10 protein-coding genes are annotated in these 13,292 nt (G+C 70.1%); 5 read left to right on the top strand and 5 right to left on the bottom strand.

Annotated features, from left to right (window positions below):
• Nucleotides 1-81: 81 nt before the first annotated feature.
• Nucleotides 82-1,806 (top strand): hypothetical protein, encoded by a 1,725-nt coding sequence (locus ACWEO5_RS08605; RefSeq protein ID WP_452161398.1) that lies wholly within the window; start codon nt 82-84, stop codon nt 1,804-1,806.
• A gap of 109 nt (nt 1,807-1,915) precedes the next feature.
• Here ACWEO5_RS08605 and ACWEO5_RS08600 read toward each other — a convergent pair whose 3' ends face one another.
• The gene (locus tag ACWEO5_RS08600) at nt 1,916-4,138 is read right to left on the bottom strand and encodes an NB-ARC domain-containing protein (RefSeq protein WP_452161396.1); all 2,223 of its coding nucleotides are present in this window, start codon (nt 4,136-4,138) and stop codon (nt 1,916-1,918) included.
• A 375-nt stretch (nt 4,139-4,513) separates the two neighbouring features.
• Here ACWEO5_RS08600 and ACWEO5_RS08595 point away from each other — a divergent pair, with 375 nt between their 5' ends.
• On the top strand, nt 4,514-5,137 hold the full coding sequence (locus ACWEO5_RS08595; protein WP_452161394.1) for a GNAT family N-acetyltransferase: 624 nt from the start codon (nt 4,514-4,516) through the stop codon (nt 5,135-5,137).
• Here the strand turns inward: ACWEO5_RS08595 and ACWEO5_RS08590 are convergent.
• Nucleotides 5,106-6,443, bottom strand: coding sequence for an MATE family efflux transporter (locus tag ACWEO5_RS08590; protein ID WP_452161392.1), 1,338 nt, complete (start codon nt 6,441-6,443; stop codon nt 5,106-5,108). The two genes, ACWEO5_RS08595 and ACWEO5_RS08590, sit on opposite strands and share 32 nt — an antisense overlap.
• Nucleotides 6,444-6,818: 375 nt before the next feature.
• On the opposite strand from ACWEO5_RS08590, the gene ACWEO5_RS08585 reads away from it, so the two are divergent.
• Both ACWEO5_RS08585 and ACWEO5_RS08580 read left to right on the top strand, forming a co-directional pair.
• Nucleotides 6,819-7,034 carry a heavy-metal-associated domain-containing protein gene (locus ACWEO5_RS08585; protein WP_452161390.1) on the top strand — a complete coding sequence of 72 codons (216 nt, stop codon included), beginning with the start codon at nt 6,819-6,821 and terminating at the stop codon, nt 7,032-7,034.
• Nucleotides 7,035-7,696: 662 nt separating this feature from the next.
• Nucleotides 7,697-8,704, top strand: a complete 1,008-nt coding sequence (locus ACWEO5_RS08580; protein ID WP_452161388.1) for a GNAT family N-acetyltransferase — start codon at nt 7,697-7,699, stop codon at nt 8,702-8,704.
• An 83-nt stretch (nt 8,705-8,787) separates the two neighbouring features.
• Here the strand turns inward: ACWEO5_RS08580 and ACWEO5_RS08575 are convergent, their stop codons facing one another.
• Nucleotides 8,788-9,633 carry a spermidine synthase gene (locus ACWEO5_RS08575; protein ID WP_452161386.1) on the bottom strand — a complete coding sequence of 282 codons (846 nt, stop codon included), beginning with the start codon at nt 9,631-9,633 and terminating at the stop codon, nt 8,788-8,790.
• A 187-nt stretch (nt 9,634-9,820) separates the two neighbouring features.
• On the opposite strand from ACWEO5_RS08575, the gene ACWEO5_RS08570 reads away from it, so the two are divergent.
• On the top strand, nt 9,821-10,774 hold the full coding sequence (locus ACWEO5_RS08570) for an alpha/beta hydrolase (protein ID WP_452161384.1): 954 nt from the start codon (nt 9,821-9,823) through the stop codon (nt 10,772-10,774).
• Between the two features lie 90 nt (nt 10,775-10,864).
• On the opposite strand, the gene ACWEO5_RS08565 is transcribed toward ACWEO5_RS08570, so the two are convergent.
• Nucleotides 10,865-11,986, bottom strand: a complete 1,122-nt coding sequence (locus ACWEO5_RS08565; RefSeq protein WP_452161382.1) for an AI-2E family transporter — start codon at nt 11,984-11,986, stop codon at nt 10,865-10,867.
• Nucleotides 11,987-12,465: 479 nt separating this feature from the next.
• On the bottom strand, nt 12,466-13,167 hold the full coding sequence (locus ACWEO5_RS08560; protein ID WP_452161380.1) for a glycerophosphodiester phosphodiesterase: 702 nt from the start codon (nt 13,165-13,167) through the stop codon (nt 12,466-12,468).
• Nucleotides 13,168-13,292 lie beyond the last annotated feature (125 nt).

Genomic DNA, 13,292 nt, shown 5'->3' with positions numbered 1-13,292 from the left:
GAACCGCGAACCGCGAACCGCGAACCGGGCGGGCTGAGCTGACCGGCTCGGTACCATCGCTCCCGGGGGCGGAGGTGTCCGGTGGACTTCGATAGGCGCATCCTCGTCCCAGTCGGCCCGGACGCCTGGCGCTGGCGCACCTTCGACAGCGAGCGCACCGTGGTGGTCGCGGCCCGGACGGTGACTTCCCTCGTCCGCGTCCTGGAGGTCCTGCCGGACCTGGTGGGCGACGACCACCGTTTGGCGGTCGTATTCGCCCACGATCCCACCTCCGCCTTCGGCGAAGGCGTTCCGGAGCTGCTCCGTTCGCTGCGCTGTCGCACCCTGCCGTGGGATCAACTCGCCGAGGCGAAGCCCGACCTGATGGTTTCGGCGAGCGAGAACATCGGCGTCCCGGCCGGCGACTATCCGGTACTCGTCCTTCCGCACGGCGTGGGCTTCCAGAAGTTCGTTCCGGACTCGGCTTCCTCGGGAACACGGCTTTCCGGACTGGTCCCCGATCAACTGCTGACGGCACGTCGGGCTTGGCTCGCCGTGTCGCACCCCGATCAGGAGAGCCAACTCGCCGCCGTGCACCCGGCCACCGTCGGCCGGACCGTGCTGGTGGGCGACCCGTGTCTGGACCGGTTGCACGCAAGCTCGCGCTGGCGGGATCGCTACCGTTCCTCGCTCGGGGTCGCGCCTGGGCAAAAGTTGCTCTTCGTCTCCTCGACCTGGGGCCAGGGTTCGCTGATCGGCCGCCATCCGGATCTTCCCGCCCGGCTGCTGGCGGAACTCCCCTCCGACGGGTACCGGCTCGCCCTGGTGCTGCATCCGAACGTCTGGTCCGGCCACGGGGCCTGGCAGGTGCGGGTGCTGCAGCGCGCGGCGCTGGCCGCGGGCGCTCTGCTGATCGATCCGACGGAGGGCTGGCAACAGGCGCTGACCGCTTCCGACGTGGTGGTCGGGGACCACGGTTCGGTGACCCTCTACGGAGCCGCGCTCGGCAAGCCCGTCCTGCTGGCGGCCTTCGGGGAGGAGGCGGTGCCCGGCACCGCCGGCCACCTCCTCCGCCGTTCCGCTCCGCCGCTCGACCGGTCCGCCCCGCTGCGCCCGCAGATCGACGCGGCGGTCTCCGATCACCGTCCCGATCTGCTCGCGGCCGCCACCGACCGCGCGTTCACGGAACGGGGATCGGCGTTCCCGAAACTCCGCCGGTTGCTCTACCAACTGCTGGACTTGGATCCCCTTCCGGATTCCGGCTCGGGCGGGCGGGCGCGTGCCTTCCCGCCCGTCCCCCGGGCTGGCACACCGCTCCCCACCTCCTTCCAGGTGGAGACGGTACTCGTCGCCTCCGGTACTCCGTTCCCGCGCGTATCGGTGCAGCGCTACCCGGCATCGGTGCGCGAACCTGATGAGGAATCCGGTGGAGTCTTCTGGCATCTGGCGAGTGATACCGAGGAACCCGACCCGCACCTCACCGACAGTGCTTCCGTCCTGACCTGTGGGCGCCCGTCCGCCTCGCTCGACGCGGCCCACCGGCAGGTCACCGCGCTCCGGGCCCACTACGCCGCCCTCCTGATCGCCGTGCCACTGCCCGACGGTGTGCTCATCGATCTGGCGGGCGGACCGCGGTTCGCGGTCCGCCCCGTCGACGGGCAACCACTGGCTCCTGGAACGGCGGCCGCGGCTTTCTACACCGTGCTGCGTGACACGCTCCGCACCGAACTGCTCGATCATTCGGGCCTCCTGCTGGATCTGGGCTCGCACTGCCGCGAACTGACGATCCAGAAGGTGCCCGAACTGACCGAGCCCACACCCGATTAAGGCCTAATAGCCGCCAAACCAACCAATTGGACATTTCCCGGCTCCCGTTCGGTCGACCCTGTTGTCCGCCGTCGGCACGATTTCCTGGCGGACGAGCGGACCGCGGGTTTCACTCCGCGAGCAGCGCCTGTACTTCCGCCGCCCTCGGATTGCCGCTCTCCCGGTAGATCTCCACGGCTCGCTCAAGCAGCCCGCGCCGTTCGCCAGCGTTCTCGGTCAGTTCTGCGAGGGATTCGAGTGCCTCGGCCTCGTAGTGGAACGCCTGCTGCTCCCTGAGCTCCCCCACCGCGCGCCCGAGCGTCGCCGTGGCGTCCACCGCCGCACCGCACCGGGCCTGGGCTCGCCCCAGGTCGGCCAGGGCCCGGGCTGCCATCCGCCGGTCCGGTTCCGGTGTACCGTCCTCCCTGACCAGGCCGAGGAACTCCGCGTACACGGCACGAAGTTGCCGTTCCGCCTCGACCTCCATCGACTCGCCGGTCCCTCCGAGCGCGGGCCGGCCCTCCCCGTCTGCGGCGACCAGCAGGGCCCTGCCGAGGAAGTAGCGGGCGAGGGCCGCGCCGCGCGCTTCCCCGGCCCGTTCGTTGATCTCCAGCGACTCCCGGTAGACGGCGGCGGCCCGTTCCGGATCCCGCCGGTCCCAGTAGCGTCCGAGGAGTTCGCGGACCGAACCGGGCAGCACCGGGTGTCCGGACGCGTCCGCCAGCTCGATCGCCGTCTCCAGTTCCGCCAGTGCGCGGTCGTCCTGGCGCAGGTCCATCAACGGGCGGGAGAGCATGCTCCGCAGTCGTGCCTCGGCCGCGGGTTGGTGATCGCGGTGGGCCGCGTCCGCCCCGAGGGCCAGGGATTCTCGCCAGTCCGCGAGGTGGCGGTGGTGCAGGAAGAGCACGGTCAGGACCTCGGCGAGCTGCCACGCCTGACGGTCGAAACCGAACCGGACCGCCGCGCGCAGCACCGCCATCAGGTTCGGCCGCTCGGCCTCCAGCCATTCGACGGCGTCCCGGCCCGGTGTGGCGGAGGCCGCGAAGGGGGAACGCTCCACGAACGCGTCGACCTGGTCGACGGGCTGTCGCAGGACTTCGTCGAGCTTGAGGATGCGCAGTCGACCGGCTCGGACTGCCAGGTCGGCGAGCGTCGTGAGTGCCAGGTAGTGGGTGGTCACCCGCTGGACGATCTGCCGCTCGGTCTCCGGCGGATCGGTCTCCCGGGCGGTCTCCTGGGCGTGCAACCGGACCAGGCTGTGCAGTTGGTAGCGTCCGTCGTCGGTGCGGTGGACGAGGTGCGCGTCGGCGAGGTCGGCCAGCAGCCCGGCGCTGGTCGCGGCGTCGAGCCCGGCCGCGGCGGCAACGACGCCGGAATCGAAACTGACCCCGGGCAGGTCTCCGAGGGTCCGGTACAGCCGAGCGGCGGGCTCGCTCTGGTCGCGGTAGGCCAGGCTCAGGGTGGCGGAGACGCCGGTGGCGTCGGTCCCCTGGAGGGTGAGCCGGCCGAGTCGCTGGCGCTCGTCGGCGAGTTCGTCGGCCAGCTGGGCGAGGGTCAGCCGGTCGCTCTGCAGACGGGCCGCGACGATGCGCAGCGCGATCGGGAGACCGCCGCAGAGTTCGGCGAGCCGGTCCGCCGCGTCCGGGTCGGCGTCGAGGGCCGCGCGTCCGCAGAGTTCGCCGAGCAGTTCCTTGGCGGCGTCCGGGTCGAAGACGTCGAGTTCGACCAACTCGACGTCGTGCAGGGCCAGCTCGCCGAGTCGCCGCTTGGAGGTCGCCAGGACGATGCTGCCTTCACCCTTGGGAGTGAGGCTTCGGACGTGGCTGGGTTCGGTGACCTCGTCGAGCACCACCAGCAGTCGGCGTTTCGCGGATTCGCTGCGGAACGTGCTCTCCAGTTCAGCCGTTCCGCTGCCGAGCCGCTCGTCCGGCACTCCCAGGGCGCGCAGGCACATCGTGAGCGCCTCGGAAAGGTCGGCACCGGCCGCGGAACGCAGTTCGGCGAAGTCGACGAAGAGTTGGCCGTCCGGGAAGTGCTGCTGGTTGTCGTGCGCCCAGCGGTAGAGCGTGGAGGTCTTGCCGATGCCGGGCATGCCGTTGAGCACGGCACTGGCACCTTCGGCGAGCAGCCCGTCCAGTCGAGCCAGGTCGGCACGGCGGTTGACGAAGCGCCGTGGCGGCCTGGGCACCTGATCGGGCCTGGTACCGGGCGCCGGAGCTGCCGCGTAGTGGAAGGCGATGCCCCCGTGGACGCTGCCGACCTGCATCGACGTGCCGTGCACGGTGCCCGACATGGTGTTGTCGACCCGCATCGCCGAGCTGTCCGCGCCGTCCGCCACGCCGATCGTCCCCACTCTCTCCGCACCGGCTCCCGACTGCCGTGTGCCCCACGGGCCACCGCACCCCGGCCGCACGGGCCTCGCGGTTGTCAGCAGACTGCCACGGTACTGGAAACCGACCTGCCGAACGTTGAATTCGGCGAGAGGGAGCTTTGGTTCGCCCTCGACGGAAATCGCTTTCGGCACCCAGTAGAGTGAGCGGTCACGAGCACTGCCGTGGCCTGCGAACCCGTGGGCGACAGGCCGCCCCGACAATTCGGCAGCAGGACGCATCCGAAGCCTCCGGGTGCCGGGGCCTGCCGATATCCGACCGCGAGCGCGCCCGACCGGCCCGGACCGGCCACCAGCGACCGCCTCGCGTGCAGTCCGCCATCCGACCAGGAGTCCACCGTGCCGCCGATCTTCCCCGAAACCGTGCTGCGCACCGATCGGCTGCTGCTCCGCCCGTTCACCGCCGAGGACGTGGAGGACACCAGGGCGGCCTGCTCGGACGAATTGACCCAGCAGTGGCTCCCGCTCCCCCGCCCGTACTCCACCGAGCACGCGGCGTCGTGGTGCACCGACGTGTCGCACCGCCTGCGCACCTCCGGTGACGGCGTGCACTTCGCCATCACCGCCCTCGGCTCCGGGAGGCTGCTCGGCACGGTGGGTCTGAAGAAGACCGACTGGCCGGCGCGGGTGAGCGAGGTCGGTTACTGGAGCGCCCCGTGGGCCCGCGGCCGCGGCGTGATGACCGAGGCGACGCGCACGCTCGGTGAGTGGCTGCTGGGTGAGCAGGGCTTCCAGCGCCTGCAGTTGTTCGCCGCCACCGGCAACACCGCTTCCCGGCGGGTCGCCGAGAAGGCAGGGTTCCACAAGGAGGGTGTGCTCCGGAACGCGGGTCACGTCCACGACGGCCGGGTCGACCTGGTCGTCTTCTCCCTCGTCCCCGACGACCTGGCGCGAAGCCGAGAAGCGGAACCGGAGCCGTTGGGCACCCCCGTCACCGACGCAGAACGAGGTGGCGCACGCTGAACCAGAGCGTGATGAACCCGAGGACGTTGCCCACCGCCATCAACTTGGACAGCTCTTCGGCGTTCACGGGCGCGGGCATGAGGAGGGCGGCGGCCAGCATCAGGGCGAAGTACACGACGTTCAGCAGGAAGGCCGCTCCCGCGCGGCCTATCTGTTCCAGGTAGCTGAGCAGCGCGAGTGTTCCGCCGAAGAGGACGAGGGTCGGGCCGACCCAGGCGAAGTACCCGGCCGTTACCGCGGCCGCGGCCCGATCCGTGGTCAGGGCCTGGGCGAGCGGCTGCCGCAGCAGGAAGGCCGCCGCACCGAGCAGCAGGTACGGGGGCAGCGAGAGTCGCAGGACGGTGACCAGACCCGCGTGGTTGATCCTTCTCCGGTTCCCGCCGGGTCGCAGGGTGACGGCGATCGCCGTACCGGATCCGACGGCCATCGCGACGACCATCAGCAGCCCTACCGCCATCTGCCCGAGGGAGAAGCCGGCGACCTCGATCGGCCCGGCTTCGCGCAGCACCCGTAGGTACCCGAAGGTCACGGTGGACAGCAGCAGGAACGTGCCGGCCACCGGCGCACCGAGGCCCAGGAGTTCGCGCACTGCGGCCCGGTCACCGACCAGCGCGGGTCGGGCCACCTGCTTGCGCCGGAGGACGACCACGACAGCCGTGCCGACCACCAGGGTGGCGGGCAGTCCTCCGATCGGCACCGCCAGCACGCCGAGCCCCGTGACCGCGTGGAGCACGACCGTTCCGACGATGGACAGCGCGGTGAACAACACTCCGAGCCAGGCGGCCGGACCGGTGTGCCCCAGGCCGCGCAGAACGCCCGCGCCGAGGTAGGGAAGCAACCCGACCGCACTGGTCAGGGCGAAGGCGACGACGAAGACCAGCACCGAGTGCCGTGCGCCCGGGACGACCCCGAGAGCGTCCAGGACCGGGCCCGACGCCGTCAGTACGGCCACGGCTTGCAGCACCAGCAGCCCGGCGCCGACCGCGAAGAACGTCGGCAGGGATTTGAGCGCTTCCCTGCTCCTGCCGTTCCGGGCCGCGATGCCTGCGGACACTTGAGAAGCGACCACCAGCCCCTCGGTCACCGCGAGGACGAGATAACCGATCGGGGTGTACACCGAACGGACATAGAGCGCTTCAGGTCCCAACCGGCCGAGAAAAGCCACTGTCCAGGCTTGCAGTACCAAGCCCGCCACCAGCCCGAGCAGAATGGACCCGGCGAACCGCCGGGCCGAAACGGCCAACGCGGCGAGCATGGGTTCTCGCGCTTCTTCCCGCTCCTCAACCGTTGTTGCGCTCTCCCCCATCGGGACCCCTCCCCTCGCGTCGGTGACCGTCCAGGGGCACCGGCGATATCGATGCGGCTGACCGTAGCGGGATATTTTCAACAATTCAACAAATAAAATCCCTCCACTCCTCGGGGTAGGTGACCCGGAAATTTCGACGGCGGCCGAGCCGAAAGCACAGCCGCCGGACGGCACGGCCGGCGCTCGCTCCGTCCCGCGTCCACCCCATCGGTGGTCGACCGCCCGGACCGTGGCGGACTCACGTGCAGAGCGCCACTCGTTGGAGGCACCCACCGGCGTGTCCCGATACCCCGCCTCGGCCAGGTGCGTTGTGCTGTACGGCGTCCTTCGGCCCTTCGCGGCCGCCCCACTCCTGCCCGTCCAACGGAGGTCCCCATGTCCACCACTGCCGTCTTCAGCGTCGAGGGAATGAGCTGCGGCCACTGCGAACGGACCGTCACTGCGGGACTGACCGCCCTGGACGGGGTCACCAACGTCACCGCCGACGCGAAGTCCGGCCAGGTGACCGTCGAATCGGCCGAACCCCTTCAGGACGACCAGATCCGCTCGGCCGTCACCGATGCCGGCTTCGCCCTGGTCGGTCGAATCTGAGGCCGTTGGCAGGCCGGCGGCCCCGGAACGCCGTTGCGGCTGCGGATCTCACACGGTCTCGCCGTCCCACGGCGTTCCTCCCCCACGATTCCTGTCGTCCACGTCCAGTTACCGTCGCCCGGATCGGAACAATCCCTTTCCGGTAGAGATTTCCCGAATTCACTCATTCGGGTAATTCCGCGCAACCACCCGTGCCCCAGACGAATCGCCCGGGCGGCCAAGCCGGCCGCCCGGGCAGCAGTTCAGCGAGCCGCACCACGCTGCATCAGATAAGAACGATATTCACATCATGATATTTTGAGGCTCCTGCTGTTTGAAGCGCGACCGTTCCCCCCGAGGCGTCCTCCCTCGACCCTGGTGGCACGACCTCGAAATCACGGCCCGAATAATAATTTGCAAGCGATCAGGCGTGCTCCTACTCTTGGCCATCACTGACAGCGAGCCGAGTCCCGCTGTCAGGAAACCGGGTGTTCACCGTCCCCGGTGCCGAGGTCCTGTAGTGCCGTGTTCCGAGAGGAGTTCAGTGATGGTTCCGAGAATCCGCAGCCGTTCCACGGCGCTCCCGGTCATCGCTCTTTGCGGCAGGTTCGTCCCCGCGCAGTAATCGCAGCAGATCGCCATGATCGGGTTTCGCGCCTCCTCTTCCCTTTCCCGGAGGCACTGTGATCTTCCGTCCGATCGTCCCGCAGGAAATCAACACCGTACTGGCCCAAGTGCGGCCCGACCCGTCCACCGCGGTCTCAGCGGAGATGGTGCGTGCGCGACTGGCCGACGGCGAGTACCGACTCAACTGGATCTGGGTGGCGGAACCTTGCCCCGGCCGGGCACCGCTGGCCGTCGCCATCTGGTGGGGCAGCCCCACCGACACCCGTCCGAGCCATCTGGACGCCCTGTTCGCCCGGTCCGATCCCATGTGGGCGCCTGCCGCACCGCGCCGGCGAACGCCTTCGGTTCCCGGGCCGACCACAGACCCGCGCAGTGCGGTCGCCGCCGCGCTGCTCGTCGCCGCCCACCGGGTGTTCGCCGCCGAAGGGCTGGCTCCACCCCCCGACTACCACCTCCTCCTACCGTCCGGTTGGCGCGACCGGCCCGAAGTCGCCGCATCGGTTGCATGGCGCCGCAGAGCGGCCGAAGCCGCCGGCCTGCGACTCAGTGCCGAACGGCTCCGTTTCGAACGGTCGACGGGGCGCCCCGTCCCTTCCCTGTCCGACCGGCTGCTCTTCGCTCCGGAGTCCGACGACGAAGTCTTCGTGGACCTCTTCCGTCGGTCACTGCTGAGGAGCCTGGACACCACCTCCACCCGGGAAGTGCTGCGCACCGGTGCGGCAGCTCACGCCCGGAGTGAAGTCGCCTTCTACCAGCGGGAGATGCGCGGTCGACGTTCCTGGTGGCGGACAGCGCGGACGGCGACGGGGCAGGTGGTCGGCTTCGTCATCCCCACCCACAACTCCGTCGTCCCGATGGTGGGGTACCTCGGGATCCTGCCCGAGTTCCGGGGCCGGGGCTACGCCGCGGAACTCCTCGCCGAAGCGACACGGATCCTGGTCGCCGAAACCCATTCCGAGGTGGTCCGGGCGGAAACCAACCTCACCAACCACCCCATGGTCGCCGCCCTGGAACTGGTCGGCTACCGCGACCGCATCCGCCGACTGGTCTTCTCCGCCGCTTGACCGGTCACGCCCCGCCTCCGAAAGGGGAACCTCCCATCAGGTACGACTTCCAGCACAGCACTCCACCGTCCCGCCGACTCGGCTCAGCCGATCGAGAACGCTCCGTTGGGCGGAGGGGGCGAGTCCTCGGCCGTCGCGTCCGTGACCGGTTCTGCCGCCTGCTCCGGCGCTTCCGTCAGTCGGGCGGGGAACGGGTCGGAAGCGAGCAACCGGGCCAACTCTCCGGCGGGCAACGGCTCGTCGGAGCCGATCAGCAGCACGTTCCCGTAGCGCCGACCCCGCAGAACCGCAGGTTCGGCGACCAAGCAGACATGGGTGAACACGGCCGCGACCGTGGCGGTCTGGGCCTTGGCGAACGCGAGCGGCGGACCGTCGGCCAGGTTCGCCGCGTAGCAGCCACCCGGCCGGATCGCGGCGGCGGCCAACCTCACGAACTCGACGCTGGTGAGGTGCGCCGGTGTCCTCGATCCACGGAACACGTCGGCGACCACCACGTCGACGCTGGCGGGCGCCACGGATTCCAGTGCCGCCCGGGCGTCACCGACCGTCACCTCGATGCCGGACGGCCAGGGAAGGTGTTCGGCGATGAACTCGGTCAGCGGTCCGTCCAGTTCGACCACCTGCTGCCGCGAACCGGGACGGGTCTCCGCCAGGTAGCGGGGCAGGGTGAGCGCTCCACCGCCCAGGTGCAGCACGTCCAACGGCTCGCCGGGGTTCTCGGCCACGTCCAGCAGGTGAGCGATCCGCTGCACGTACTCGAACTCAAGGTGCGTCGGGTCCTGGAGGTCGACGTACGACTGCGGAGTCCCGTCGAGGGTGAGCAGCCAGCCGCCGTCGAGATCGATGTCGGGCATCAGCTTGGCGGTGCCCAGCGCAACCTGGCACTCCACCGGTCGCGGATCCGCCCCGTCAGCGGGCACGCCGCTCATCGAACCGGGTTCCGGAGGATGACGGGACGAAGAACGATCGACGAAGGGACAGCCATGCGGGCAGCTTAGGCCCCACCAGGGCACTCTTCCCAAACGGAGGCGACTACCGACCGGTATGGTCGCTGGGGTGGTACCGCCCGGGGTGGTCCCGGGCGGCGCGGCGGAGCGGGAAACGGACGTGGCTGGCGTGGAATTCCGTGAAGACATCCTGGGGGCCCCGTACGAGGCGGCAGAGCTTCCGCTGCTCCCGGACGAGGAGGGCGAGGTCAGCGCCACTCTGGTCCGCCGGCTGGTCGAGGGCTCCCGTCAGGCGGTGCTGTACCTGCACGGCTACAACGACTACTTCTTCCAGACCCACCTGGCGGACCATTTCACGGCCCGCGGTTTCTCCTTCTACGCACTGGACCTCCGCAAGTACGGCAGGTCGCTCCGCCCGCACCATTCCCCCAACTTCGTGAGGAACCTCCTCGCCTACGACGAGGAGCTGGACGAGGCGGTCCGGATCATCCGAGAACTCGACGGCCACACCCGGCTCCTGGTGAACGGGCACTCGACGGGCGGGCTGGTCGCCGCGCTGTGGTCGGCCCGCCGGGCCGACCGCGGCCTGGTCGACGGCCTCTTCCTGAACAGCCCGTTCCTTTCGATGCCCGCGGCTCCGGCCGTACGGACCTTCGGCGCCCCCGCGCTCGACGTGGTCGGGCGGGCCTCGCCGACACGGAAGCTGCCGGCGCCGCTCAACCCGCACTACGTCCACAGCCTCCACCGGAGCCACCGCGGCAGTTGGGAGTTCGACCTCGCTCTGAAGCCCGCCGAGGGCTTCCCGCTGTTCGCCGGATGGCTGGCGGCGATCCAGCACGGCCACCGGCAGGTGCGCCGCGGGCTCTCGATCGACTGCCCGGTCCTGCTGATGGCCTCAACCGCCTCCACCGTCACCAACCGGTGGGACCCGGCACTGATGCACACCGACGCGGTGCTCCGCGCCGACGACATCGCCGCGCTCGCGCCGCGCCTCGGCCGGCACGTCACCACCGTCCGGATCCGGGGTGGGGTGCACGATCTGGTTCTGTCCGCCGATCCGGTCCGTGCCGAGGTGTTCGCCGAGTTGGACCGCTGGATGGCCGCGTACTTCCCCGCTCCCTGACCGTCCGGCCCGAAGTGGAGGTAGGAGTGGAGCAGCCGCTGCGGGTCGGGCCCGGGCCGGTGCATCCGGTGATCCGGTCCCACAAATGCCTCAGGACTCAAGACGGTGGCGCTTGCGGCGGCCGCCCGGCAACCCCGGGCTGTCCGCCTCTCCCCGGAGGACGGACACCACGCCGAGCCCGGCGGCGCTGACCGGCACGGCGAGCAGAGCACCGATGATTCCGGCGATCCCGGACCCGGCCACCACCGCGATCATGATGGTGGCGGGGTGGAGTTCGACCGTCCGGCTCTGGATGAGGGGCTGCAGGATGTTCCCCTCGATCGCCTGCACCGCCAGCACCACCCCGAGGGCCCACAGCGCGGTACCGAGCCCGCCGTTCGCCAGGGCCACGAGGACGGCCACCGTCCCCGAGAGGAAGGCGCCGACGAAAGGAATGTAAGCCCCCATGAAGACGAGCGCACCGAGCCCGGCCGCGCCCGGGACGCCCAGGACCAGCAACCCGATGGAGATGAAGGTGGCGTCGATCAGTGCGATCAGGGTGGTGCCCCGCATGAAGCCGGCCATGGCGGTGAAAGCCTGCTGACCGCACGCGATGACCGTCTCGGAGTGCCGACCGGGAATCAGGTCGTGCATCGCGTCGCCGAACCGGTGGCCGTCCCGCAGGAAGAAGAAGACCAGTGCGAGGGAGAGCACTCCACCGGTCAGCAGTTGGGTGACCAGTCCGAGCCCGGACAGGACGCCGTTGGCGAGCGAGTCCACCAGGGTGCTCCCGGAGCCGGAACTCTCCTTGAGCGCGTACTGGATCTTGTCGCCGAACGGACCCAGCCAGGAAGCGATGCGGTCGCCCGCCTGCTGGAGGCCTGAAGCGATCTGCGGTGCGCTGTTCACCAGGGAGTTGACCAGCAGAGCGATCCCGCCGGTGACCGCGAGCACCAGGATCGTGCAGGTCAGCCCGGCCGCCACGCCCCGTTTGACGCCGTGGCGCACCAACCAGGGCATCACCGGGTAGAGCAGGGCCGTCGCCAACAGGGCGACCAGCATCGGAATCGTCGCGGCTCGCAGTTCCACCATCACGAAGACCGCGAACCCCGCCACGGTGATGAAGAGGATCACCGCCGCAGACCAAGCGGCAGCCGACCGGATCGCTGCAGGGAGCATCTGGAACGGCCGCCGGTCGTCCAACCGGACTTCGCCCGGAACGACCGCGGACACCGCCCCGGACGCTCCACCGTTCCCCGAGGAGGGATTCCCCCGTGTTGTCGTGCTTCCTGCCGTCCCGTTCGAAGTACCGCCACGCCCCGCCGGACCATCCGCTCGACGGCCGACGACCGGTGCCTGCGGCTCCGTCTGCGCACGTTCGCCTCGGGTCGGCGCGTCCGGCCCCGTCTCTCCCTGCCGTCCTCCGCCGTCTTCGCCACTGTCTCCGGCAGTTGGGGATGCCAACGGGTCCGGGCCGTCACCGGGGTCCTGCGGGTTCGGGGAGCCCTCTGCCGTCACCGCCACCTCCGCAGCCAACACACCGTCATGATCGTCTTATTTCAACAGATAACGGTCATGTCAGTGGGCAAGGACCGACGGCGTGGCGTGCCTCCCCGGCCGATCGGCCCTCTTCGGACGGAGCGGCGGCCGGACCTGCCGGAACCACCCGTCCGCTCGCCCGGTCCGGCGCCAACGGCACTTCCTGCGTCGGGTCAGGGCTGGTACTGGTCGATCGTCCGGCGCAGCAGGGCGATCCGGTTGGAGGTGAGCGAGTCGACTCCGAGGGCGAGCATCCGCCGCATGGTGCGGCGCAGGTCCACGGTCCAGGTCGCCAGGCCCATTCCGGCGTCGTGGACGGAGGCCACCAGCCGTTCGTCGACCAGGCCGAAGGGCGGATTGAGGAAGCTGGGGCGCAGTTCCGCGAGCAGCCGCTGCTTGGGCAGCTGAAGGCGCTTCCAGGTCAGGGAGATCTCCGCCCCGGGTGCCAGTTCGCGCACGGCGAGCATGGCCGTGACCGGTCCGCAGAAGGCGACCCGGTCCTGGAGTCCGAGTTCGCTGACGGCCTGCCAGGTGGCGGCGACCGGGCCGTCCTCGTCGAGGTCGATCATCAGTCGTGCACGGCCTGCGGCGGCGATGGATCGGAGGGCCTCGTCGAGGGTGGGGATGCGGAGTCCGGGAGCGGCCACTTCCTCCAACTCGGCGAGCGTCACGCGGTCGATCCGGCGCCGGTCGTTCCACAACCGTTCGAGGGTGTGGTCGTGCAACAGCACGGGTACCCCGTCCCGGGTGAGCTGCACGTCGACCTCGACGGCGTCGGCTCCTGCAGCGAGCGCCGCGCTGACCGCCGGCAGGGTGTTCTCGCGGTGCAGGTACGGGTCACCACGGTGGGCGACGGCACGCACGCGGCTCTTCAACGGGATCTTCCTCTCGCACGGTCGGAATACTCACAGCACTGGCCGCTCCGCCACCGGTCGGCCGTCGACCTCCGCATCCTAGGCGGCGTCAGTTCACGCCCGGAGTCCGGCTGCCGGTGTCCACC

The organism is Kitasatospora sp. NPDC004272 (assembly GCF_053603035.1).
Note: the sequence above shows the minus strand (reverse complement) of the source record. Positions and strands in the feature narration are given on the sequence as shown.

What these genes read in the sequence shown, in the direction of transcription:
- ACWEO5_RS08590 (WP_452161392.1), bottom strand. Translation starts at nt 6,443, where the DNA reads ATGGGGGAGAGCGCAACAACGGTTGAGGAGCGGGAAGAAGCGCGAGAA.
- ACWEO5_RS08575 (WP_452161386.1), bottom strand. Translation starts at nt 9,633, where the DNA reads ATGAGCGGCGTGCCCGCTGACGGGGCGGATCCGCGACCGGTGGAGTGC.
- ACWEO5_RS08585 (WP_452161390.1), top strand. Translation starts at nt 6,819, where the DNA reads ATGTCCACCACTGCCGTCTTCAGCGTCGAGGGAATGAGCTGCGGCCAC.